This is a genomic window from Leifsonia sp. 21MFCrub1.1, assembly GCF_900107895.1.
Classification (GTDB): Bacteria; Actinomycetota; Actinomycetes; order Actinomycetales; family Microbacteriaceae; genus Leifsonia; species Leifsonia soli.
In genome coordinates this window covers 2,990,108-3,012,674 of sequence record NZ_LT629867.1, presented here as the reverse complement: position 1 = coordinate 3,012,674, position 22,567 = coordinate 2,990,108, and the positions used below count along the sequence as shown (strand labels likewise).

General features: G+C 69.7%; 20 protein-coding genes. 14 read left to right on the top strand and 6 right to left on the bottom strand.

Annotation, left to right across the window (positions count from 1 at the left end; genetic code table 11):
• Positions 1-11 precede the first annotated feature (11 nt).
• From BLW09_RS14290 to BLW09_RS14280, 3 genes are all read right to left on the bottom strand, one after another.
• A complete protein-coding gene (locus tag BLW09_RS14290) occupies positions 12-1,220 on the bottom strand; it encodes an MFS transporter (protein ID WP_089916924.1) in 1,209 nt (402 codons plus the stop codon).
• A 120-nt stretch (positions 1,221-1,340) separates the two neighbouring features.
• Positions 1,341-2,033, bottom strand: coding sequence for an ABC transporter ATP-binding protein (locus BLW09_RS14285; RefSeq protein WP_089914056.1), 693 nt, complete (start codon positions 2,031-2,033; stop codon positions 1,341-1,343).
• Positions 2,030-3,097, bottom strand: a complete 1,068-nt coding sequence (locus BLW09_RS14280) for an FtsX-like permease family protein (RefSeq protein WP_089914054.1) — start codon at positions 3,095-3,097, stop codon at positions 2,030-2,032. Before BLW09_RS14280 ends, BLW09_RS14285 begins: the two co-directional genes overlap by 4 nt.
• Before the next feature lie 167 nt (positions 3,098-3,264).
• On the opposite strand from BLW09_RS14280, the gene BLW09_RS14275 reads away from it, so the two are divergent.
• Together BLW09_RS14275 and BLW09_RS14270 are read left to right on the top strand one after the other, a co-directional pair.
• Positions 3,265-4,452, top strand: a complete 1,188-nt coding sequence (locus BLW09_RS14275; protein ID WP_089914052.1) for a sensor histidine kinase — start codon at positions 3,265-3,267, stop codon at positions 4,450-4,452.
• Positions 4,449-5,075, top strand: coding sequence for a response regulator transcription factor (locus BLW09_RS14270; protein ID WP_089914050.1), 627 nt, complete (start codon positions 4,449-4,451; stop codon positions 5,073-5,075). The genes BLW09_RS14275 and BLW09_RS14270 overlap by 4 nt, the downstream gene beginning before the upstream one ends.
• 30 nt (positions 5,076-5,105) lie before the next feature.
• Here BLW09_RS14270 and BLW09_RS14265 read toward each other — a convergent pair whose 3' ends face one another.
• Together BLW09_RS14265 and BLW09_RS14260 are read right to left on the bottom strand one after the other, a co-directional pair.
• Positions 5,106-5,702 (bottom strand): dihydrofolate reductase family protein, encoded by a 597-nt coding sequence (locus BLW09_RS14265; protein ID WP_089914048.1) that lies wholly within the window; start codon positions 5,700-5,702, stop codon positions 5,106-5,108.
• Between the two features lie 178 nt (positions 5,703-5,880).
• Entirely contained in the window at positions 5,881-7,629 is a 1,749-nt protein-coding gene (locus tag BLW09_RS14260; RefSeq protein WP_089914045.1) for an APC family permease, read from the bottom strand.
• A 24-nt stretch (positions 7,630-7,653) separates the two neighbouring features.
• Between BLW09_RS14260 and BLW09_RS14255 the strand changes: the two genes are divergently transcribed.
• The 12 genes from BLW09_RS14255 (at position 7,654) to BLW09_RS14195 (ending at position 20,323) form a co-directional block, all read left to right on the top strand.
• Positions 7,654-9,117: a flavin monoamine oxidase family protein gene (locus BLW09_RS14255; RefSeq protein ID WP_331712815.1), complete on the top strand. Its 1,464-nt coding sequence runs from the start codon at positions 7,654-7,656 to the stop codon at positions 9,115-9,117.
• A 216-nt stretch (positions 9,118-9,333) separates the two neighbouring features.
• Complete coding sequence (locus BLW09_RS14250; RefSeq protein ID WP_089914040.1) at positions 9,334-10,611, top strand: ABC transporter substrate-binding protein; 1,278 nt, start codon at positions 9,334-9,336, stop codon at positions 10,609-10,611.
• Positions 10,612-10,670: 59 nt separating this feature from the next.
• Positions 10,671-11,564 carry a carbohydrate ABC transporter permease gene (locus tag BLW09_RS14245; protein ID WP_172824215.1) on the top strand — a complete coding sequence of 298 codons (894 nt, stop codon included), beginning with the start codon at positions 10,671-10,673 and terminating at the stop codon, positions 11,562-11,564.
• Entirely contained in the window at positions 11,561-12,400 is an 840-nt protein-coding gene (locus tag BLW09_RS14240; protein ID WP_089914034.1) for a carbohydrate ABC transporter permease, read from the top strand. Before BLW09_RS14245 ends, BLW09_RS14240 begins: the two co-directional genes overlap by 4 nt.
• Positions 12,401-12,465: 65 nt before the next feature.
• Complete coding sequence (locus BLW09_RS14235; RefSeq protein ID WP_172824214.1) at positions 12,466-13,512, top strand: LacI family DNA-binding transcriptional regulator; 1,047 nt, start codon at positions 12,466-12,468, stop codon at positions 13,510-13,512.
• Positions 13,513-13,527: 15 nt separating this feature from the next.
• Positions 13,528-14,508 carry a glycosyl hydrolase family 32 gene (locus BLW09_RS14230; protein ID WP_089914030.1) on the top strand — a complete coding sequence of 327 codons (981 nt, stop codon included), beginning with the start codon at positions 13,528-13,530 and terminating at the stop codon, positions 14,506-14,508.
• Positions 14,505-15,443, top strand: coding sequence for a carbohydrate kinase family protein (locus BLW09_RS14225; protein ID WP_089914027.1), 939 nt, complete (start codon positions 14,505-14,507; stop codon positions 15,441-15,443). Before BLW09_RS14230 ends, BLW09_RS14225 begins: the two co-directional genes overlap by 4 nt.
• The gene (locus tag BLW09_RS14220; protein ID WP_089914025.1) at positions 15,440-16,768 is read left to right on the top strand and encodes a right-handed parallel beta-helix repeat-containing protein; all 1,329 of its coding nucleotides are present in this window, start codon (positions 15,440-15,442) and stop codon (positions 16,766-16,768) included. Before BLW09_RS14225 ends, BLW09_RS14220 begins: the two co-directional genes overlap by 4 nt.
• A 588-nt stretch (positions 16,769-17,356) precedes the next feature.
• Positions 17,357-17,803 (top strand): MaoC family dehydratase N-terminal domain-containing protein, encoded by a 447-nt coding sequence (locus BLW09_RS14210; RefSeq protein ID WP_089914022.1) that lies wholly within the window; start codon positions 17,357-17,359, stop codon positions 17,801-17,803.
• Positions 17,803-18,228 (top strand): MaoC family dehydratase, encoded by a 426-nt coding sequence (locus BLW09_RS14205; RefSeq protein WP_089914019.1) that lies wholly within the window; start codon positions 17,803-17,805, stop codon positions 18,226-18,228. The genes BLW09_RS14210 and BLW09_RS14205 overlap by 1 nt, the downstream gene beginning before the upstream one ends.
• Positions 18,225-19,364 (top strand): UDP-N-acetylmuramate dehydrogenase, encoded by a 1,140-nt coding sequence (locus tag BLW09_RS14200; protein ID WP_089914016.1) that lies wholly within the window; start codon positions 18,225-18,227, stop codon positions 19,362-19,364. The genes BLW09_RS14205 and BLW09_RS14200 overlap by 4 nt, the downstream gene beginning before the upstream one ends.
• Before the next feature lie 122 nt (positions 19,365-19,486).
• Positions 19,487-20,323, top strand: a complete 837-nt coding sequence (locus BLW09_RS14195) for a hypothetical protein (RefSeq protein ID WP_089914012.1) — start codon at positions 19,487-19,489, stop codon at positions 20,321-20,323.
• 82 nt (positions 20,324-20,405) lie between these two features.
• Here BLW09_RS14195 and BLW09_RS14190 read toward each other — a convergent pair whose 3' ends face one another.
• Positions 20,406-22,496, bottom strand: a complete 2,091-nt coding sequence (locus BLW09_RS14190) for a RecQ family ATP-dependent DNA helicase (protein WP_089914009.1) — start codon at positions 22,494-22,496, stop codon at positions 20,406-20,408.
• Between the last annotated feature and the right edge of the window lie 71 nt (positions 22,497-22,567).

The window sequence follows — 22,567 nt, the reverse complement described above, 5'->3', positions numbered from 1 at the left end:
GTCCCGCGCTCTCAGCGGGTGACAGCGCTGCGCCGCCCGGCGCTGCCGAACAGCACGACGCCGACCGCGACGACGGCCACGGCGACGACGTACGTGAACCGCACATCCGCCGTGTCCACCAGCAGGCCGCCGATGCCCGCGCCGAGCGTGATCGCCAGCTGGAATCCGGCGACGACGAGGCCGCCCGCCGCCTCCAGGCGGTCCGGGATGTACCGGCCGGCCCAGGTGTTGATGACCGCGGGCCACGCGCCGAAGCCGAATCCCCAGACCACGACGGCCGCCGCGACGACGATGACGGACCCTTGCCCGACGATCGCGAGCAGGATGGCGCCGGCGATCAGCGACGGCTGCAGGTAGCGCAGCAGGGCCAGGTGCCGGTCGGCCAGGGCGCCGACGACGAGGTTGCCGATGACGCCCCCGACGCCGAAGGCCACCAGCAGGGCGGCCGCGAACGCGGTGTCCAGTCCCGGCACCTGGTCGAGGGCGAGCCGGATGAACGTGTACGCCATGAAGTGCCCGAGGACGATCAGGATGTGACCGGCCAGTCCCTGGCGGACTCCCGGCCGCCGCAGGGTGTCGCCGAGGATGCGCAGGCTCGACGCCTCGGCCGGTGCGACCGGGGGCAGGGCCAGGCGCAGGGCGACGGCGACGAGGGCGGTGAGCACTGCGGCCCCGACGAAGACGCCCCGCCAGTCCACGAGGGCCGTCAGGTACACGCCGACCGGCACGCCGGCGACGACGGCGAGCGTCATGCCCGCGCTGACGGTGGTCAGGGCGCGCCCGAGCCGGTCCGGCGTCGCAAGGGAGGCGGCCACCGTCAGCGACATCGACCAGAAGCCGCTGATCGCCACGCCGATGAGGAGTCGCGCGATCAGCAGGACCCACAGTGAGGGGGCCAGCGCGACCGCCAGGTTGGAGACGGCGGCGAGGCCCGCGACGAGCACGAGCAGCGTGCGACGGTCCATCCGCGGGATCAGGATGCCGATGGTCGGCGCCGCGAGGAATCCGACGAACGCGCTCACGGTCACGGTCTGTCCGGCCTGCCCCGGCGTCACGCCGAGTTCGGCGGCCATCGCGGTCAGCACGCCCGACGGCAGGAACTCCGCGGTCACCAGCACGAAGCTCGTGAGGAACATGACGATGAGGCCGGCCCAACGCGTGCGCGTGAGCGGCTGAGCGGCGGGGGAGGTGGCCCGAACGGGCGAAGTGTCTGTCGTCACCCTGCGACTCTGCCCGATCGCGGAGGCGAGCACCTGACTCTGCGTCCGGGCCTGGGCGACCGACCGTCCCGATCGAGCGCGTCGAGGGGATGCGGACGGTCGCCCCGCCCGCGCCCCCGCTCAGCGCGCGGGGACCGGGTCCGCGATCCTGCCGTCGACCAGGCGGACGACGGCGTGCATGCGGGGGAGGTGCACGAGGTCGTGCGTGACGAGGAGGGTCGATGTGTCGAGCTGGTCGGTGAGCCGCAGGATCAGCTCCATGATGCTGGCGCCGCGCTCCTGGTCGAGGGCGCTGGTGGGCTCGTCGATCAGCAGGACGCCGGGGTCGTTCATCAGCGCGCGGGCGATGTTCACCCGCTGGCGCTGACCGCCGGAGAGCTCGTGCGGGCGCCGCCCGCGCTGGTCGGCCAAGCCGACGGCGTCGAGGAGCTCGTCGGCGCGCGCCGACGTCTTCGCGCGGGCGCGCCGACCGGCCCGTCCGCCGAGCTCGGTCATCACGCAGAGCTGCTCCCGCGCGGTCAGCGAGGGGATGAGGTTCGACTGCTGGAAGACGATGCCGATGGAGGTGCGGCGCAGCTCGGCCGCCTCCGCGCGATCGAGCAGGGTGGCATCCACATCGTCGATGAGCACCTGGCCGGTGTCCGGCCGGATCAGGGTGGCGGCGACCGCGAGCAGGCTCGACTTGCCGGAGCCGGACGGCCCGGTGATGCCGGTGACCGTGCCGGGCCGGCCGGTGAGGGAGACGCGGTCGACGGCGGTGACGCGGCCGTCGCCGTCGGGGAAGGTCAGGGTGATGTCGGTCAGGCGGATCATCGGTTGCTCCCGAGTGCGGTGAGGGGGTCGGCGGAGGTGACGGAGCGGAGGGCGAACGCCGCCCCCGCGAGACCCAGCGCGATCATGATCGCGCCGGGGAGGAGGGTGGTGAGCGGGCTGAGGAGGAAGGGCAGGGCCGTCCCGGCCAGTGCTCCGAGCAGGGCGACCAGACCGAGGCCGACGCCGATGCCGGCGACGAGCACCACGAGGGCTTGGCCGAGGGCGTCGCGGACGAGGGAGGCGGTCGTCGCGCCGAGCGCCTTGAGCACAGCGATGTCCCCCTTCCGTTGCATGGTCCAGACGGTGAAGAACGCGCCGATGACGAGCCCCGAGATCCCGAACAGGAGGGCCACCATCAACAGCAGGGAGCCGATCTCCGACCGGAATGCGCTGAGCGCCGTCAGCGACTCCAACGGAGTCTTCGCCACGGTCCCGTTCGCCCGGTCGGCGTCGGCCCAGTCGGGGGAACCGGTCACGGCGAGGACGGTGGCGTACGCCCCCGGATCGCCGGTGGCGGCCGCGGAGGCCCGCCAGTCGTGCAGCGTCATCGTGACGACCGGTGTGTGGCTGTACCAGGCGTCGCCGCCGACCGTCTCGACCCGGTACGTGGTGCCCGCGATCGAGACGTCGTCGCCGACATCGGCTCCGAGGGCTTTCGCCGCGGGGAGGGACAGGCCGAGCAGGCCGTCGCGCGTCGGGGCGGCCGGATCGGATCCCGGCTCCCTCCCGAACACGGCGATCGCGGCCATCGTGTCGCCCGCCGTGCCGCGCGTCTGGCTGATCCCGACCGGATCGACGGCGGTGACACCGCGGGTGGCGCGCCAGTCCGTCGCCTGCGTCTCGGTGACGGCGGAGTCGGAGTAGCTGATGTCGCTCCCGGGGGACGGGGCGGAGAACACGATCCGGTCTCCCGGCAGGGCGAGCACCGCGGAGATGTTCTGGGTGGCCAGACCGCCGGTGAGGCCGCTGAGGAAGCCGACGAGCACGGTGATCAGGGCGACGACCGACCCGATCAGGATGAACCGGCCCCGGGCGAATCGGAGGTCGCGGAGGGCGACGAACATGGTGACGTTCCTTTCTGGCCGCCGAGGGAGGCGACACATCCAGCCTTCCCGCGGCGGTCTCCGGCGTCATCGACAGGGAGGAGGCACGTGCGCGGCCTGATGGTGGAGCCCGGATTCGTCCTTTCGGACGATGAACCACCCGGCGCTCGCCGCGTAGTCTTCAGACCATGGCGCATACCGCATTGACCCCGGTCTTCGTGGGCCTGCGCACCGGTCTGCACGTGCTCTTCCTCGCCCTGACGGCCCTCGTCGCGGCCCGCGCCCTCCTGTCGCCGACGCCCGCGAGCGGCGCCGTGATCGTCCTCTGCGTCGTGCTGGCGGCCACCTACCTGGCCGGAGCGTTCCTGGCGCGCCGGGGACGCACAGCATCGAAGGCTCCGGCGGTCGCCTGGCTCGCCCTGCTGACGCTCGAGTGGATGGCGCTGCTCTGGCTCATCCCCGAGGCCGCCTATCTCGTCTTCCCGCTTTTCTTCCTCTTCCTGCATCTGCTCGGCCGGACGTGGGGCCCGCTGGCCATCCTCGCCTCGACCGTCGTGGCCATCTGCGCGCTCGGCCTCCATGGCGGCTGGACGGTCGGCGGCGTAGTGGGTCCGCTCGTCGGCGCGGGGGTCGCCCTCCTCATCGGCCTGGGGTATCAGGCCATCGCGCGGGAGGCCGTCGAGCGCGAGGCGCTGATGTCGGAGCTGCTCCGCACGCGGGGCCAGCTGGCGGCCACCGAGCACGAGTCCGGCGTCCTCGCGGAGCGCGCGCGGCTGGCCAGGGAGATCCACGACACCCTCGCGCAGGGGCTGTCGAGCATCCAGCTGCTCCTCTACGCCGCCGAACGCGCCGATCCCGACCGGCCCGGCATCGAGCACATCCGGCTGGCGCGGGAGACCGCGGCGTCGAACCTGGCCGACGCGCGCCGTTTCATCCAGGAGCTCACGCCACCGGTCCTCGACGACCAGGGGCTGGGCGGGGCGCTGCGGAGACTGGCCGAGACCCAGTGGTCGACGCAGGGTCTGGATGTGCGGGTGCGGGTGTCCGACACGGCCGCTCTTCCGATGCACCTGCAGACCGCCCTGCTGCGCATCGCGCAGGGAGCGGTCGCCAACGTGCTCCAGCATGCCAACGCATCCACCGCCACCATCACCCTCGAGGTGCAGGGCGACGCGTTGTCGTTCACCGTGGAGGACGACGGCGACGGGTTCGATCCGTCCGCGGTCCCGTCGGACCAGGCCGGCCGGTCGGACTCGTTCGGCCTCCGGGCGACGCGGGAGCGCGTCCAGCAGCTGGGGGGAACGCTCGACCTCCGCTCGGCGCCGGGCCGGGGGACCACGCTCGTGGTGACCCTCTCGCCCGTGGTGGCGTCATGATCCGGCTGGTCGTCGCCGACGATCACCCCATCGTGCGCGCGGGACTCGTCGCCCTGTTCTCCCTGGAGGACGACTTCGAGGTCGTCGCGGAGGCCGGGACGCCGGATGCAGCAGTGGAGGCGGCCGAGCGCGAGAATCCGGACGTCGTGCTGATGGACCTGCAGTTCGGCGCGAACGAGAACGCCACCGGCGCGGACGCCACCCGCCGCATCCGCTCGCTGGACGCGCCTCCGTACGTGCTCATCCTGACCAACTACGACTCCGATTCCGACATCCTCGGAGCGGTCGAGGCGGGGGCGAGCGGCTACCTCCTCAAGGACGCCCCTCCGCACGAGCTCACCGCCGCGGTGCGGGCGGCCGCTGCGGGGGAGAGCGCGCTGGCGCCGGTCATCGCGACGCGCCTGCTGAACCGGCTCCGCGCCCCGCGGGTGAGCCTCAGCTCCCGCGAGATCGATGTACTGCAGCTGGTGGCGGCCGGCCGGTCGAACAGCGAGGTCGCCGCCTCCCTGTTCATCAGCGAGACGACGGTCAAGTCGCACCTGGCGCACATCTTCACGAAGCTCGGCGTCGCCTCCCGCACGGCGGCGGTGTCCGCGGCGCGCGAGCGCGGCATCCTGCGCTGAGGCGGCGGCCTCTCCCGTCCGCGGTGCTGGTCAGGCGTACTGGGGCCGACCGCCGACGCGGTAGGTGAGCGAGACGATGCCCGTCGGGAACACGCGGGTGCCGGTGAGGTCGAGCGCGAAGTCGAGGCCGCGCTGCGGGAGCCAGCGCTCGCCCTCGCCGACGATCACCGGGAACTGGAGGAGGTTCAGCTCGTCGACGAGCTCGTTCTCGAGCAGCCACCGCGCGAGCGCCACGCTCCCCACCACGAGCAGTTCGCCTCCCTCCCGCGCCTTCAGCTCGCGGACGCGGGCGGCGACATCGCCCGAGATCACGGTCGTTCCCTCCCAGGTCGGCGCGGTCACGGTGGTGGAGACCAGGTACTTCGGACGCGAGCTGATCGCCTCGCCGAACCCGCCGTCGTCGCTGCGCGCGCCCCAGTACGTCTCGAACAGTCCGTAGGTCTTCCGTCCGAGCAGGAAGGCATCGGGGCGCCGCCACGTGTCGAGGATGTCCTGCACGGCCTCGCCGTCGTTGAGCGGGAGTGCCCACCCGCCGCGCGTGAACCCGGGGTCCATCTCCTCGTTGTTCCCGCCGTTCGCCTGGGCGACGCCGTCGAGAGTGACCTGCAGGCTGATCGTGAGCTTCATGATGTGTTCCTCTCTGGATGTGTCCTTCACCCGTGCAACGAACGCCTGCCGCCGATTTCGACACCATCCGTCACCGACGAACAGGTACAGCACCGACGTGACGGGATCACCCTCCGGCGAGGCGGTTGCGCCCCCGCCCCCGCGTGAGCGATCCAGAGCCCCGGACAGGGGGGGAATGTCAGTCCCGCGGCTCGCGGGGCAGATCCGGGTCGGAGGGCGGAAGCTCGGCCGGCTCCTCGACGGGTTCGAGGGTCTCCGCGTTCACGGGCCGCTCGCCGGGCGGCAGATTGGAGAAGTCGGGCGCGATCACGGTCGCCGGCATGCGCGAGTCCGGGAGCCCGAACACGGCCTCGGTTCCCTCAGGGGAGAGGACCAGGTCGTCGGAGCGTCGGGGCAGGGTCCGTCCCCGGAAGAAGTCAGGACGGATCAGGCGCCAGACGATCAGGAGCACCACGCCGACGAGCAGGCCTCCGACTCCCACGACCGCCTCCGCGCCGATGCCGAAGATGGTGACATTCTTGCCGTTCGCGTCGGTGAGCCAGTCGGGCTGCGAAAAGTTGTAGACACCGTAGACGAAGACCGCCAGGAGCATCAGCCCGCCCGCCAGCGGGAACAGCCCGCGCATGATGGCGTGGCGGAAGCTGGTGAAGATGGTGCGGCGGTAGAACCAGACGCACGCGAATCCGGTGAGCCCGTAGTAGAAGGCGATCATCAGCCCGATCGAGCCGATCAAGGCGTTGAGGAGGGACACGCTGATCGCCGTGAAGATCAGATAGAACAACGCGGACACCAGACCCATCCCGATCGTGGACCAGGTGGGAGTGAGGAAGCGGGGATGGATGCGTGCGAACCGCTCCGGGATCGCCTTGTACACGGCCATCGACAACGCCGTCCGAGCGGTCGGGAGGATCGTGGTCTGCGTGGACGCGGAGGCCGAGGTCAGAATCGAGAAGCCGAGCAGCGTCATCAGGATCGTGCCGACCGGGCCGCCGCCGAACAGTGTCGGACCGATCGCCGAGAAGACGTCAGAGGAGTTGTCCGGATTGCTCAGACCGATGCCCTTCGTCCCGACCCCTGCGAACGCGACGGCCGCGACCGTGACGATGGCGTACGTGCCGAGGAGCAGCAGTGTGGAGATGATGGCCGCGCGCCCTGGCGTCTTTCCCGGGTCGCGCGTCTCCTCGTTCACCGATACCGCGGTGTCCCAGCCCCAGTAGATGAAGATCGCCGTCAGCAAGGCCGGCGCGATCGTCTGGCCGAAGTCGAGGGTGAAGGGGTTGAACCATGACCACTGCGGAATCAGCGAGTAGGGCTCGGCGTTGCCGCTGTAGACCTTCACCAGCGCGAACGCGGCGAAGAAGATGAGGATGACGACCTCGAAGCCGAGCAGCACGTACTGCACCCGGGCAGACACTTCGATGCCGCGGTAACAGATCCACGTCATCACCGCGATCCATACGAGGCCGGCGATCGTGACGGCGAGGTCGTTGTTCGCCAACGCCGCGACGCCTGGCAGCCCGAAACCGCCGATGAAGGTGTAGGAGTATTGTCCTGCGATCTGCGCCAGGTTCGCCATGACGATGACGTCGGCGACGATGATGCCCCAGCCGCCCATCCACCCGGTGATCGGTCCGAACGCGCGCGTGGCCCAGGTGAAGGTCGTGCCGCAGTCGGGCTCTGCTTTGTTCAGCTCCTGATACGCCACCGCGATGAGGTACATCGGGACGAAGGCCAGGAGCACGATCCCGGGTGCCTTGACACCTGCGGCGAGCGTCCCGCCGACCACGATGAATCCCAGGCTGGCCGCCAGGCTGTACGCCGGCGCCGTCGAGGCCACACCCACGACGACGCTGGAGAGCAGGCCCAGCGCCCCACCCTTGAGACCCTTGTCCGGCGACGTGCCCGAACTCGTCGATGCGCCGCTCATTCGACCTCCGCCCGTCGATGCTGGATCACCCGCGCACGCGACAGTGTCGCACCTCCTCTGCACGTCGGGGCGGGACCAAAGGCCTCCCTCCTGCGCGGAGTCGTCGCGAGCAGCCGATCGGCGGATGAATTCTCCGGAGTCCGTGAGGAGAATGACGGTATGAGTGCCGAGCGGATGGATGTCGTCGTCGTTGGTGCGGGTGTCGCCGGGCTCGCCGCGGCCGAGATGCTCCGGTCGGCCGGCCGGAGTGTCACCGTTCTCGAAGCGCGGGAACGCATCGGCGGGCGCGTGTGGACGGACCGGCGGTACGGAACGGCCCTCGACCTCGGCGCGTCGTGGATCCACGGCATCACGGACAACCCCGTGTGGGATGCGGTGCAGCGGCACGGCATCGCGACGCGCGAGTTCACCGTCGGGAGCTATCAGCCCGGCGGACGACCGATCGCCTACTTCTCGCCGGAGGGCGCGCGGCTGACCACGGGGGAGGTCGACGACTTCGTCTCCGACGTGTCGACGGCGTCGGGCCGGCTGGAGCGTGCGATCGCGGAGCTGGGCACGGGCATCCCGTACGCGACGGCGGTCGACCGCGCCCTGGCGGCGCTGTCGTGGCCGCACGAACGCGAGCAGCGGGTGCGCGAGTTCCTGAGGCATCGAGCCGAAGAGCAGTATGGTGTCTCGGCGGACGACCTGGACGCGCACGGGCTGGATGATGACTTCATCGAAGGCGACGAGGTCGTGTTTCCCAACGGCTACGACCAGCTCCCTCGAGCGCTCGCCGAAGCGCTCGACATCCGGCTCGGCCGCCCGGTGTCACGCGTCTCCTGGTCGGATCGGGGAGCAGAGGTGACGACCGGCAACTCGGTGGTGTCGGCAGATCATGTCATCGTCACCGTGCCCATCGGTGTGCTGAAGTCGCGCGGGATCGTCTTCGACCCGCCGCTTCCGGAGCCGATCGCGGGCGCGATCGGCCGGCTGGAGATGAACCGTTTCGAGAAAGTGGTGCTCCGCTTCCCGCGACGATTCTGGCCCGGTGGCGTGTACGCCGTCCGGCGGCAGGGTCCAGCAGCGCACTGGTGGCACTCCTGGTACGACATCACCGGTCCCGACGAGACGCCGACCCTGCTGACATTCGCCGCGGCGGAATGCGCGGCACAGACTGCTCTATGGTCCGAGGATCAGGTCACGGCGTCGGTGATGGCCTCACTTCGCGAGGTCTTCGGGGTCGCGGCGCCGGATCCGTCGGGAACCGTGGTGACGCGCTGGCAGCTGGATCCGTATTCGCGCGGCTCGTACGCCTACCTGCCGGTCGGTGCGCGGCGGCGGGACCACGAGGACCTCGCGACGCCGGTCGGGGGCGGGGTGCTGCACATCGCAGGCGAGGCGACCTGGATGGACGATCCCGCGACCGTCACCGCGGCCTTCGAGTCGGGGCGCCGTGCCGCGTCGCGCATCCTGAGTGGTGGGGCGACGAGCAGTCGATCCGCCTGACCGGAACGAGCCTCCGCACCTCCTGCTGCCGGCGCTCCGAGACGACGGGACGTGCTGGCGTGCGTTTGGCAAGTTTTGGCATTTTGGCACCGTTTGGCAGTTGACCTCGGAAGCCGCGCGTCCTTATCGTCGTGCCAAGACGTTTTGCCAAAACGTCTTGGCACCAGATACCCTCATCCATGCAGCCACCTGCTGCACAGCAGATTCGGAGTAACGATGCTTCGTAAGAAGTTCGCGGCAGCCGCAGCACTCGGCACCGCGGTTGCGCTCACCCTTGCCGGGTGCGGCGTCGGCGGCGGGGACAGTTCCTCGTCCGACAAATCCATCACCGTCCTCGTCGAGGCCGGCGGCCACGCCGAGCTTCAGCCGATCGCCGACCTCTACAAGAAGGACACCGGCACCACGGTGACCTTCGTGGAGCTTCCCTACGACGGGCTCTACAACCGTCTCAACAGCGAGTTCACCTCGGGGTCCGTCTCGTGCGACGTCGCCGCGCTCGACTCCATCTGGCTTCCCGCCTTCAAGGATGCCGTCACGCCCCTCGACAAGCTGTTCACCCCCGAGGTGAAGAGCGACCTCTTCCCCGCCCTGGTGAAGGAGGCGAACGTCGACGGCACCTACGCGGGCATGCCCGTGTGGACCAACTCGGAGATCCTCTACTACCGGAAGGACCTGTTCGACGACGCGGCGAACAAGGCCGCATTCAAGACCAAGTACGGGTACGACCTGGTGCCGCCGACCACCTGGCAGCAGTACCAGGATGCCGCCGAGTTCTTCACCCAGCCCGATAAGGGCCTGTACGGAACGGACGTGAAGGGCGCCGTCGAGACGGAGTACCTGGCGACGCTGTCGCAGACCGGCGAGAAGACGATGGTGCTGAACAACTCGGGCAGCGAGATCTCCCTCGGTGATGAGAACAGCCTGAAGGCCCTCGACTTCTACACCGGCCTGCAGAAGTACGCGCCCGCCGGCTCCGCCCAGCTCGACTGGGCCGGTGCGCAGAACCTGTTCAACCAGGGCAAGACGGCCATGATGCGCTTCTGGGCCCACGCCTACCGGCAGATTCCGAAGGACGCCTCGGTATACGGCAAGGTCGGCGTCGCGCCGATGATCGCCGGACCCGGCGGTATCGCGGGCGTCCCCGGCGCCTGGTACCTGTCGGTCGCCAAGGCGAGCAAGAAGCAGCAGCAGGGACTGGACTTCGTGAAGTTCGCCTACGAGCACAACGAGCTGAGCGCGAAGACCTCGCTCGGCCTCGTCGCGCGGAAGTCGGCCTTCGAGAAGTACCAGGACCAGCCCGGCTACGAGAACTACAAGCCGCTGGTGGAGACCCTGGATGCCACGGCCACCATCCCGCGGCCGGCGACGCCCAAGTGGCAGCAGATCGTGGACACCGTCCTCGTCCCGATGATCCAGAAGTCGTTGCAGCCCGGCGCGGACAAGCAGGCGCTGCTGAACGCAGCAAAGGAGCAGGTCCAATCGCTAGTCAAGTGATGGAGCAGCGAGCGGGCGGCCGCACCGGCCGCCCGCTCCGCTCTCCTCGTCAACGATCCATGCGCACCGCCGACCGGCGCTTCGCCGCCCTGTTGATGCTGCCCGCCGGCCTGTTCCTCGCCATCTTCATCGGGTGGCCGCTGCTCCAGTTCGTCGGCGACAGCTTCTTCAAGATCAGTCCGATCGCCGGAGGGCCCCGCGAGTTCGTCGGGTTCGCCAACTACGTCGCGGCGCTGACCAGCTCGGACTTCACCAATGCTGTGTGGCGCACCATCCTCTACACGGTGATCGTGGTGACGTTCGAGTTCGTCCTCGGTCTCCTCGTAGCGCTGCTGTTCACATCGCTCGGCAACTCCTCGCGCGTGTTCCGCACGATCTTCCTGTACCCCCTGATGATCGCCCCCATCGTGGCCGGTCTGCTCTGGCGGTTCCTCCTCATCGACAACTTCGGGATCGTCAACGAGATTCTGAAGTCCGTCGGGATCATCCAGTCGAGCGACCAGATCCAGTGGCTGAGCGATCCGAACATCGCGCTGTTCTCCGTCGCCATCCCCGACATCTGGCTCACCACCTCGTTCATCACGCTCGTGCTCTTCGCCGGCCTGCAGAACATCCCCGGCGATGTGATCGAGGCCGCACGGCTCGACGGCGCCCGGTACCCGACCATCCTGTTCCGCATCATCGTCCCGCTGCTGCGACCGGTCATCGCCGTCGCGCTGATCGTCCGCGGTATCGACGCGGCCCGCGCCTTCGACGTCATCGTCATCCAGACCAACGGCGGACCGCAGCAGAGCACGGAGACCCTCTCGCTGCTGATCTACCGGACGATGGTCCGCTTCGGCGATCCCGGCCTCGCCAGCGCGATGGGAACGATCTACCTGATCGCGATGCTCGCCGTCGCCCTCTTCGCGATCCTCACCATCTGGCGGCCGGGAAGCGAGACCGAACGATGAACGGATTGGAGGCGCGCCGCCTCAGCTCCCGCGCTCTGCTCTGGCTGATCCTGATCGCGGTCGTCGTGCTGTACGGGTTCCCCTTCCTGTACATGCTGTTCACCTCGTTCAAGACCCCGCTGGAGACCATCTCCGTCCCGCCGAAACTGCTGCCGAGCGTGTGGACCGTGGAGAACTACGTCTCGGCGCTCACGAGGGATGGCGTTCTCGCGTCGTTCATCAACAGCATCATCACGGCCGTCCTGAGCACCCTCATCTCGCTGGTCCTCGCGATCCCGGCCGCCTACGCGGTGACCCGGTTCCGGACCAGGACGGGCCGGATCTTCATCGTGCTCGCACTGGTCGCACGGATGGTGCCGCCGATCGTGATCGGCGTTCCGATGATCTCGATCTTCCGCACCCTCGGGATCTCGGACACCTCGCTCGCGTTGGCGATCGCCCACACCACGATCTCGCTCCCGCTGTCGATCTGGCTCATGTCCAGCTTCTTCGAGGCGGTGCCCGCCGAACTCGAAGAGGCCGCGAAGATCGACGGGAACAGCCGGCTCGGCGCGCTCTGGCGGGTCGTCATCCCGGTCACCGCCGGCGGCGTCGCGGTCACGGCGATCTTCGCGTTCCTCGCCAGCTGGAACGAGTTCTTGTTCGCCCTGCTGCTGACGGCGGTACGGTCGCAGACGACGCCGATCGTCATCGCGAACTTCCAGACGCAGTTCGGACTCGACTGGGGATCCATGACGGCGCTCGCCGTCCTCTACTCCATCCCCGTCATCCTGCTCACTCTGCTGCTGCAGCGGCACATCGTCGCCGGGCTCACCCTCGGTGCGGTGAAGGGCTGAGGCGGGGCCGTGGTACGGACGAGCGCCGATCGGTCGGTGATGACCTCGAGGGGGAAGGAAGAACCGTGTCAGTGAAGAGCGCGAGCATTCGCGACGTGGCGGAATTGGCGGGGGTGTCCGTCACCACGGTGTCGCATGTGCTGAACGAGACGCCGCACACACGAGTCGCCGAGGAGACCCGTGAGCGGGTCCGGCACGCGGCGAAGACTCTCGGCTATGGACCCAACCGGGCGGCGCAAGCACTGCGGACGAACCGGTCGGGCCTCATCGGGCTGCTGAGCGAGGAGATCGCCACCACACCGCACGCCGGACGGATCATCCTCGGTGCTCAGGAGGCAGCGCGGGAGCACGACCTCACGCTGGTCATCATCAACACCGAGCGAGAGTCGAGCGGCAACTCCCACAGAGACGACGTGCAGGCGCTGCTCGACCGGCAGGTGGACGCTGTGCTGTACGCGACGATGTACCACCGGGAGGTGTCGCTCCCGCCGAACCTCCAAGCGCTTCCCGCCGTCCTCATCGACGCGACGGATCGTGCCGGCATCGTCCCCGCCGTCGTCCCGGACGAGGTGGGCGGCGCGGTCGCGGCCGTCAGCCACCTCGTCGACGCCGGACACACCCGCATCGGCTTCCTCAACAACGACGACGATGTGCCCGCAACCCACCTGCGATTCGCCGGGTACCGGCAGGTGCTGGATGACCACGGCATCCGCTTCGATGCGACGCTGACCGCCTCCGCGCCGTCGGAAACCCTCCCCGGCTACGAACTCGCACGCGAGATGCTCAGCCGCAGCGACCGGCCGACAGCACTGTTCTGCTACAACGACCGGATGGCGATGGGTGCCTACCGTGCCGCCGCCGAGCTGGGGCTGGCGATTCCCCGCGATCTCTCGATCGTCGGGTTCGACAACCAGGAGCTCATCGCCGCGAACCTCTTCCCCGGCCTCACCACGGTCGCCCTCCCGCACTACGAGATGGGCGTGTGGGCCGTTGAGACCCTCGTCCATCTCCTTCACGGCGAGGCCGAACACCGCCTGCTCGCCGACAAGCCGACACTGCTCGACTGCCCGCTGGTCATCCGCGGGTCCGTCGCTCCGCCACGCGCCGACTGAAAGGTATCCGCACACATGCTTCGTCTCGCCGCCTCCTGGGTGTGGGATTTCTGGATCGCCGACGACGGCGACCGCTATCACCTCTTCTTCCTGAAGGCTTCCCGCGCGCTCCAGGACCCCGACCGCCGGCACTGGCGCGCCACCATCGGGCACGCCACCTCCCCGGACCTCGTCTCGTGGACGGAACAGCAGGACGCCGTCATCCCCGATGACGCGCCCGCGTTCGACGACCTCGCGACGTGGACCGGTTCGGTCGTCCGCCAGGACGACGGAACCTGGCGGATGTTCTACACCGCGGTCAGCCGCAGCGAAGGCGGACTCACCCAGCGCATCAGCTCCGTCGTGTCGGACGACCTGTTCACCTGGCGCCGCGAAGCAGGACGTCAGGTTCTCGAGCCCGACCCCCGCTGGTACGAGACCGCGGAAACGCGTCGGTGGCCGGATCAGGCGTGGAGAGACCCGTGGGTGTTCCGGCACGACGACACCTGGCACATGCTCATCACGGCACGCGCCAATCACGGAGACCCCGACGACCGCGGTGTCATCGGTCACGCTGTATCTCCCGACCTGACGACCTGGACGGTGCAGCCCCCGCTCTCGCAGCCCGGCGCCGGCTTCGGCCACCTCGAGGTCGTCCAGACGATCGACGTCGAGGGCCGGCCCGTCGGTCTCTTCTCGTGCCTCGGCTCCGAACTCTCCCGCGAACGGCGAGCCCACGATCCCATCGGGGGTGTCTGGGCGTTCCCCGCCGATTCGCTCACCGGGCCGTTCGACACCGCGCAGTCCTACCGGCTCACCGACGAAGCGCTCTATGTCGGCCGTCTCGTTCAAGACCGCGCTGGGGCCTGGCAGTTCCTGGCTTTCCACAACGACGACGACAACGGCGGCTGGATCGGCGAGATCTCCGACCCGCTTCCCGTCCGGTGGGTCGAAGGGCGGCTGACCCTCCAGGGGAGCTCGGCGATCCCCGCAGAACAGCTGCGAGTCGGCTCGTGAACGGCGGCGCCCTCGTCGTCGGCGAAGCCCTCATCGACGAAGTCGTCGCAGCCTCCACGGTCAACCGGTACCCCGGCGGGTCGCCGGCCAATGTCGCCCTCGGCCTGGCGAGACTGAACGTGGTCACACGTCTGCACACGGCGATCGGAGATGACGATGACGGAGCACTCATCCGCCGGCATCTGGCCGATTCAGGCGTGGGAGTCACATCCGAGTCGATCACCGCGCAACCGACCTCCCGAGCTGTCGCCACCATCGGAGCCGACGGGTCGGCCACCTACCGTTTCGCTCTCAGCTGGGATCCGCGGAGCCTCGACGACCTGCGAAGCCCGGCCATCATCCACACCGGTTCTCTCGGAGCATTCCTCGAGCCCGGATCGGATGTCACGCGGGACATCGTCCGGCGCGGACGCGCGGCGGGCGCGCTCATCAGCTTCGATCCGAACATCCGGCCGTCGCTGATCGCGGACCCGGAACGCTCCCGGGAAGACTTCATGGCGCTGGCGCGCGCGAGTCATCTGACCAAGCTCAGCGACGAGGACGCGGACTTCCTCTTCCCGGGTACGTCCATCGAGTCTGTCGTCGACCTGCTGGTCGACAGCGGGGTGGCCGTCGTCGGCGTCACGCGGGGGAGCAGAGGGGCGCTGCTGGGAAGCGGAGCGCATCGCGTGCACATCCCGCCCGTCGCCGTCGCGGTGGCCGACACCGTGGGCGCCGGTGACTCGTTCATGGCGGCCCTGATCTGGGCCCTCGCCGTCGAGGACGGCGGATGGGACGGTCAGCCCATCACGGAGAGCCGGCTCTTCGCGGTGGGCGCACGCGCCGCGCGGGCGGCGGCCATCACCGTCTCGCGGACCGGTGCCGACCTGCCCTCCCTGAGCGACGTGCGCTCGCCGTCGCCGGCAGATCATGGGAAGGACACCTGCCACGCATGACCCGTTACGACGTGACCACCTGGCCTGTCGGCGACGCCGCAGAAGACATCGGCGAGGTGATCAACAGCATCATCGCGGACGTGAAGCAGCATCAGGACGTCTCCGATCATCGGGACGGCGGCAAGCCGGGAGCGGTGATCTCCATTCCGTCGGGGGACTACCGTCTTCGCACCCAGGTGCTGATCGACGTCAGCTTCCTCCGGATCGAAGGGTCAGGTCACGGCTTCACGTCGTCGAGCATCCGGTTCAATGTCCCGGAGGACCAGTGGCCGGACCTCCACGAGCTCTGGCCGGGAGGAAGCCGCATCCTGGTCGACATCGCGGCGGACGCCGGCGGAGACCCGTCCACTGGCGCCGCCTTCCTGGTGAAGCGGACCGGAAGCCCTCGGATCAGCTCCGTCGAGTTCTCGAATTTCTGCATCGACGGCCTCCACTTCGTCGCCGACGGCTCCGGTCTTCATCCCGAGAACACCTATGTCAATGGAAAGACGGGCATCTACGTCGCGAGCGCGAACGATTCCTTCCGCTTCACCGGAATGGGATTCGTGTACCTCGAACATGCGCTCACCGTCTACAACGCCGACGCGCTCTCGATCCATGACAACTTCATCGCCGAGAGCGGCAGCTGCATCGAGCTGCGCGGCTGGGGCCAGGCGTCCAAGGTGACCGACAACCTGATCGGCGCCGGGCCCGCGGGTCACTCGATCTATGCCGAGAACCATGGCGGCCTCCTGATCACGGCCAATAACGTGTTCCCGCGCGGCGCGAGCAGCGTCCACCTGAGAAGCGTCACGCGCTCCAGCGTCACGAACAACCGTCTGCACTCGTTCTATCCGGGCATGCTGATCCTCGAAGACAACGCCTCCGAGAACCTCATCGCGTCCAATCACCTGCTGCGCGATCGCGAACCGTGGGCGCCGTTCCTCGACGTGGACAACGGCCGCGACGACCTCTTCGGGCTCCTGGTCATCGACGGCAGCAACAACTCGGTGATCGGAAACCACTTCTCGGAGGTGGTGGACTCGGCGAAGCTCCGTCCACGCGGGGCCACGCCCGTCATCGTGCGCCTCTCGTCGGGGACCGGCAACTACCTCGCCAGCAACCACATGGTCGCGCTGGACGTGCGCGCGACGTCCGGGGACTCGGCGTTCGACGCGCAGGTCGACGCGCTGCTCGCGACGGCCTCGATGCACCCCCTCGATATCGTCACGGTCCTGGTGGAGGACGGCTCGACGGCGAACACCGTCCTCGATTCCGGAACGACCGCTCAGACCATCCTGGACGCTGGCGCCAACGCCTTCCGGCCGACGCCGACGATCGGTTGACCCCGGGCGCCGGCCCGTCTCCGGCACTCGCCGGAGACGGCGACGCCGGTCATCTCGCTCCGTCGGCGATGGGCGTTCGGCGACACGCCGACACGCGGACGTGCCGATCGATTCGCCAGGAGTGGAGGGCGCGGAATGCGAAACGCCGTCCTTCGGTGCCCACCGGCGGACGGGCGGAAAGTTTGAGCCGGTCACGAGCGAGAAATGCCACCGGTGACGATCGGGGCGGCTCGGTCCGTGCGAGCCGGAAATGTCGGTGGTCTCCCCTACTCTGGGGGCAGCGAGAAAAAATCCCCAAAACACAACATGTAGTGGAATGACAATCGTGTCATTCGGGTTATATAGTGGGTGAACACCGCGGGAACGCGGATCACCAAGACTTCTAGGGGAGGCCATCATGGACTACGAAAACGACAGCGTTGGCGGCTACTCGGTTCCCGTCGACCCCATGGACCTGCTGCAGTGCGACAGCTGCCAGTAAGGCGCTAGCACCGAGCGCGAAGACCCCGGAGGCCCTTGAGGCCTCCGGGGTCTTCTGCGTTCGCGGGTGCCAGGAACCGGCGAGGGGCGCGCCGGTAGAATCGTCGGGTGCCAGTGAACCCAGAGCTGCAAGGGCGTGAGTTCCCGCCCACCCGGCCGTACCTCGTCGGGCGAGAGAAAGTGCGCGAGTTCGCCCGCGCGGTCTTCGCCACCTCCCCGATCAACCACGACGTGGAAGCGGCCCGCGCTGCCGGGCATCCCGACCTGGTGGCGCCGCCGACCTTCCCGGTCGTCGTGCAGGAGGCGACCCTCGCGCAGCTGCTCTCCGAACCCGATGCGGGAATCGACTTCAGCCGCGTCGTCCACGGCGACCAGCGGTTCACCTTCTCACGCCCGGTGTTCGCCGGCGACGAGCTGACCGCGACCCTGCGGGTGACCTCCGTGAAGAGCCTCGGCGCGCACTCGATGGTCACCGCCGAGTCGACCATCGTCGACGCCGACGGCGCGCACGTGGTGACCGCCACCTCCACCCTGGTCGTACGAGGAGACGAATGATGGCCACTCCCGACTTCGACACCCTCGCCGTCGGCGACGTGGTCGCCGAGCGCACGGTCGAACTGACCCGGGACTCCCTCGTCCGCTACGCGGGCGCCTCCGGCGACTTCAACCCCATCCACTACAGGGACGACATCGCGACCTCGGTCGGGCTCCCCGGCGTCATCGCGCACGGCATGCTGACGATGGGACTCGCTGTGCAGCCCGTCGTCGACTGGGCGGGCGACCCGGCGCTGGTCGCGGACTACCAGGTGCGGTTCACCCGCCCGGTGGTCGTCGACCCGACGGACGGCGCCACGGTGACCGTGTCCGCCAAGGTCGGCCAGCTGGATGCCGAAGCGCGCGTGGCGCGCATCGACCTGACCACGACGTTCGGCGGCGAGACGGTGCTCGGCAAGGCGCAGGTCCGCGTCCGGCTGGCATGACCGACGCGACGCCGGCACTCGCCGACCTGACCACCATCCGCGTCGGCGGGGTGCCCCACCGGCTCGTCGTCGCCGACGACCGTGACGCCCTCGTGGATGCGGTGCGCGAAGCGCGCGAGACCGGGGAGGACCGGCTGCTGCTCGGCGGCGGCTCGAACACGGTGGCGAGCGACGACGGTTTCGACGGAACCGTCATCCACATCCGTACCCGCGGTGTCGAGCGGCTGCCCGCACCGGACGGGCGGATCCGGCTCCGGGTGCAGGCGGGAGAGCCGTGGGACGAGCTCGTCGCGCTGACCGTGCGCAACGGGTGGTCGGGGATCGAAGCGCTCAGCGGCATCCCCGGGTCCACCGGCGCCGCTCCCGTGCAGAACATCGGGGCGTACGGCCAGGAACTCGAGTCCGCGCTCGTCGGCGTCGAGTTCCTCGACGACATGTCGGACGAGATCGTGTACCTGACCCGCCAGGAGCTGGGGCTCGGGTACCGCACGTCGGCGCTCAAGCGCGGGCGCGGCGGCGTGGTGCTCTCGGTGGACCTGGAACTTTCCGACGGCGCGGTCCCCGGCGAGGTCGGTGCGCCGTTGAGCGCGCCGGTGGCGTACGCGCAGCTGGCGGACGCCCTCGGCGTCCCGCTCGGTGCCCGGGTGCCGGTGGCGGAGCTGCGTCGCGCCGTGCTCGCCCTGCGGTCGTCGAAGGGGATGGTGCTCGACCCGGCCGACCCCGACTCGGTCAGCTCCGGATCGTTCTTCACCAACCCGATCGTGTCGGAGGGCTTCGCGCGCTCGCTTCCGGCGAACGCTCCCCGGTGGCCGCAGGTTCCGCCGGAGGCCGACACGGTGATGGACATCCCGCTCGGAGGGGTGCACCCTTTCGATGTCCCTCCGCTCGCCGCCGCCGAGTACACCGTGAAGCTCAGCGCGGCGTGGCTGATCGAGAACGCGGGCATCCACCGCGGGTTCGCACTGCCGGGGTCCGGTGCGGCGATCTCGTCCAAGCACACGCTCGCCATCGTCAACGGCGGCGGAGCGACCGCGGCGGATGTCGCCCAGCTGGCGTCGTTCATCCAGTCGCGGGTGCAGTCCGAGTTCGGCGTTGTTCTGCAGCCGGAGCCGGTGATGGTCGGGCTCGACCTCTGACGGCGATCTCGCATCTCGCGCCTTGCTGACACCCATCGAACTCTGAGAGTTTTCTCACGCCGTGCTCCGTAGGCTGAACCCGACACGGCGCGTGTGCGCCGGGAGGGACCGGAGGGAACGACATGGGATTCCTGGACCGCCTGCTCGGACGCGAGGAACCGCGCCCGAACGGCACGCAGACGCAGAACACCGCCTACCCGCCGTACGGCGGAGGGCAGGGCCAGGCACCAGGGCAGCCGTCCGGTCAGCCCCCGGCCCGCAGCGAGGACGAGATCGCGGTGGAGCGCTACCGCTACCTGCTCCGCACGGCTCCGCCGGAGACCATCGAGCAGGTGCATGAGGAGGCGTTCGCCAAGCTGACGCCCGACCAGCGTCGGCTGCTGTTCCAGCAGCTCAGCGAGAGCGCGCCGGCGGGGGAGCAGCCCCGCGGCGACGACCCGCGGTCGCTGGCTCAGGCGGCGACCCGTTCCGAGCTCCGCCAGCCCGGAACGCTCGAGCGCGCCCTCGGCGGCGGTGCTGGAGGCGCCGGTGGCGCGGGACGCCCCGGATTCGGGGGAGCGGGCTTCGGCAGCATGTTCGCGAGCTCCCTGCTCGGAAGCGTCGCGGGCTACGTGATCGGTTCCGCGCTGGTCAGCGCCTTTCTCCCCGCGCCGGGCGCCGACCAGGCGGACGGCGGCTCCGGCGACCAGAACGGCGACAACCAGAACGCGAACGACCAGGGCGGTAACGACAACGGCGGCGACCAGGGCGGCGATGGCGGCGCTGGTGACGGCGGCGCCGGTGACGGGTCGGTCGACGCGGCCGGCTGGGGTGGCGACGCTGGTGGCGGCGACGCAAGCGGCGGCGACGCAAGCGGCGGCGACGTGTCCGGCGGCGATTGGGGCGGCGGCGGCGACTGGGGCGGCTTCGGCGGTGGCGACTTCGGCGGAGGCGATTTCGGTGGAGGCGACTTCATCTGATCGCACACGGGGGTGAGCGCTCGCGCGGCGCTCACCCCAGTGTGTCTCGACCGCAGTTCGCAGGTGCACCGCGGGGCGCCGCTCAGCTGCGCACGGCGGCCGCGAACGGCAGCACGGCGCCGGCACCGACCCGGACGAGCTCCTGACCGGCGACCGTGATGGTCCAGCGACTGTCCACGAGGTCGTCGACGAGGAGTACCGGCACGCCGGCGGGCAGGTCGAGCCCGTCGGCGGAGAACCGGTTCCAGACGGATGCCAGCCGGAAGGCGCTGTTGCCGCCGGGTGCTCCGGACGGCGGGCCGCCGCGCCACTCCAGCGTTCCGGCGTACGGGAGACGGCCGATGCCCGCGAGCCCTCGGGCGAGGGATTCGATGAAGACGGGCCGCCGCCGCGACGGCATCGCGGCGACCACGCCCGGGCGCGCATTCCAGTCCCAATCGGCGAGCACCCGCACACAGGCGTCGAGAACCGCCGGAGGCACGGGCTGGTCGGGTGCATCCTCGGCCAGAAGGTCGCGCAGCCGCCCTCCCCAGCCCAGGTCGGTCAACCGGGCGAGCGCTCTTCCCGGCTCGAGCTGCTGACCGGCCGCGAGCTTGCCCTTCACCGGGACCCCAAGACGGTCCGCGCCGGTCGGCCACAGCTTGCGCGGCTCGACCTCGACGCCGACCCGATCGAGGATCGTGCCGACCTCGCCCGCCGCGCTGCCGTCGACCTCCGTCGGGTACCAGACGCCCGCGCAGTTGTCGCAGCGGCCACACGGCCCGGCGTCCGGGTCGTCGAGCGCGCGCTGCAGGAACTCCATCCGGCACGCGGACGTCGACTCGTAGTCGAGCATCGACTGCTGCTCCGCCTCGCGGGCGGCGGCGATGCGGGCGTACCGCTCTTCGTCGTACTCCCACGGAGCGCCCGTCGAGACCCAGCCGCCGCTCACCCGGCGCACGGCGCCGTCGACGTCGAGTACCTTCAGCAGGAGTTCGAGAGTGGACGCGCGGAGGTCGACACGGCTCTCCAGCACCCGCGTCGACAGCGGCTCCGACCCCAGGGCTTCGAGGACCGCCGCGGCCTTCTCGCGCGACGGCATGGATGCGGTCGCGAAGTACTGCCAGATGGCCCGGTCCTCCGGACCCGGCAGCAGCAGAACGTCCGCGTTCTCGGTCGCGCGGCCCGCGCGGCCCACCTGCTGGTAGTAGGCGACCGGTGACGAGGGAGCCCCCAGGTGCACGACGAACCCCAGGTCGGGCTTGTCGAATCCCATGCCGAGGGCGCTCGTGGCCACGAGCACTTTGACCTCGTTGCGCTTGAGCCGGCCCTCCAAGTCCTCGCGCTCTGCGGTGTCCGTCTGGCCGGTGTACGCGTGCGCTTCGTGGCCGGCGCGGCGGAGCACGCGCGCGGTGTCCTCCGCCGCCGACACCGTCAGCGTGTACACGATGCCGCTGCCGGGGAGATCGCCCAGATGGCCGGCCAGCCAGGCGAGCCGCGCGGTGGCGTCGGGCAGGGGGAGCACTCCCAGGCGCAGCGATCGTCGCGCGAGGGGCCCGCGGATCGTCACGACTTCGGCCTCCCGCCCGACGCCCAGCTGCTCGACCACGTCGGCCACGACGCGCTCGTTCGCCGTCGCCGTGGTCGCCAGCACGGGCACGCCGTCCGGAAGCCGCCCGATCAGGTCGCGGAGCCGGCGGTAGTCGGGCCGGAAGTCATGGCCCCAATCCGAGATGCAGTGGGCCTCGTCCACCACCAGGAGCCCGCTGCGGTCGACCAGCGCGGGGAGCTGCGTGTCGCGGAAGTCGGGATTGTTCAAGCGTTCCGGCGACACCAGGAGGACGTCGACCGTGTCCTCCCGGAGGCGGACCGCCACATCCTCCCACTCGTGACGGTTGGACGAGTTGATCGTGACCGCGCGCACGCCGGCGCGCTCGGCCGCCGCCACCTGGTCGCGCATGAGCGCGAGCAGCGGCGAGACGAGGATGGTCGGCCCGGCACCCCGCGCCCGGAGCAGCATGGTGGCCACGAAGTAGACGGCCGACTTGCCCCACCCCGTTCGCTGTACGACCAGGGCCCGCCGGTGGTCGTCGACCAGAGCGCCGATGGCCTCGAACTGCCCGTCGTGGAACTCGGCCTCCGGGCGCCCGACGAGGGCGCGGAGGCTGGTGAGGGCATCTGTTGCAGTGGTCATGGTGCCATCGTGTCAGGCACGCCTGACGCCCGCTCCCCTCCGATGACATCGGTGGAGAACGGGCGTCGGGT

Excerpts from the sequence above, each read along its gene's own strand:
- BLW09_RS14250 (WP_089914040.1), top strand. The coding sequence starts at position 9,334 with ATGCTTCGTAAGAAGTTCGCGGCAGCCGCAGCACTCGGCACCGCGGTT.
- BLW09_RS14275 (WP_089914052.1), top strand. The coding sequence starts at position 3,265 with ATGGCGCATACCGCATTGACCCCGGTCTTCGTGGGCCTGCGCACCGGT.
- BLW09_RS14245 (WP_172824215.1), top strand. The coding sequence starts at position 10,671 with ATGCGCACCGCCGACCGGCGCTTCGCCGCCCTGTTGATGCTGCCCGCC.
- BLW09_RS14285 (WP_089914056.1), bottom strand. The coding sequence starts at position 2,033 with ATGATCCGCCTGACCGACATCACCCTGACCTTCCCCGACGGCGACGGC.
- BLW09_RS14230 (WP_089914030.1), top strand. The coding sequence starts at position 13,528 with ATGCTTCGTCTCGCCGCCTCCTGGGTGTGGGATTTCTGGATCGCCGAC.
- BLW09_RS14280 (WP_089914054.1), bottom strand. The coding sequence starts at position 3,097 with ATGTTCGTCGCCCTCCGCGACCTCCGATTCGCCCGGGGCCGGTTCATC.
- BLW09_RS14240 (WP_089914034.1), top strand. The coding sequence starts at position 11,561 with ATGAACGGATTGGAGGCGCGCCGCCTCAGCTCCCGCGCTCTGCTCTGG.
- BLW09_RS14220 (WP_089914025.1), top strand. The coding sequence starts at position 15,440 with ATGACCCGTTACGACGTGACCACCTGGCCTGTCGGCGACGCCGCAGAA.
- BLW09_RS14200 (WP_089914016.1), top strand. The coding sequence starts at position 18,225 with ATGACCGACGCGACGCCGGCACTCGCCGACCTGACCACCATCCGCGTC.
- BLW09_RS14195 (WP_089914012.1), top strand. The coding sequence starts at position 19,487 with ATGGGATTCCTGGACCGCCTGCTCGGACGCGAGGAACCGCGCCCGAAC.
- BLW09_RS14205 (WP_089914019.1), top strand. The coding sequence starts at position 17,803 with ATGGCCACTCCCGACTTCGACACCCTCGCCGTCGGCGACGTGGTCGCC.
- BLW09_RS14190 (WP_089914009.1), bottom strand. The coding sequence starts at position 22,496 with ATGACCACTGCAACAGATGCCCTCACCAGCCTCCGCGCCCTCGTCGGG.
- BLW09_RS14260 (WP_089914045.1), bottom strand. The coding sequence starts at position 7,629 with ATGAGCGGCGCATCGACGAGTTCGGGCACGTCGCCGGACAAGGGTCTC.
- BLW09_RS14265 (WP_089914048.1), bottom strand. The coding sequence starts at position 5,702 with ATGAAGCTCACGATCAGCCTGCAGGTCACTCTCGACGGCGTCGCCCAG.
- BLW09_RS14270 (WP_089914050.1), top strand. The coding sequence starts at position 4,449 with ATGATCCGGCTGGTCGTCGCCGACGATCACCCCATCGTGCGCGCGGGA.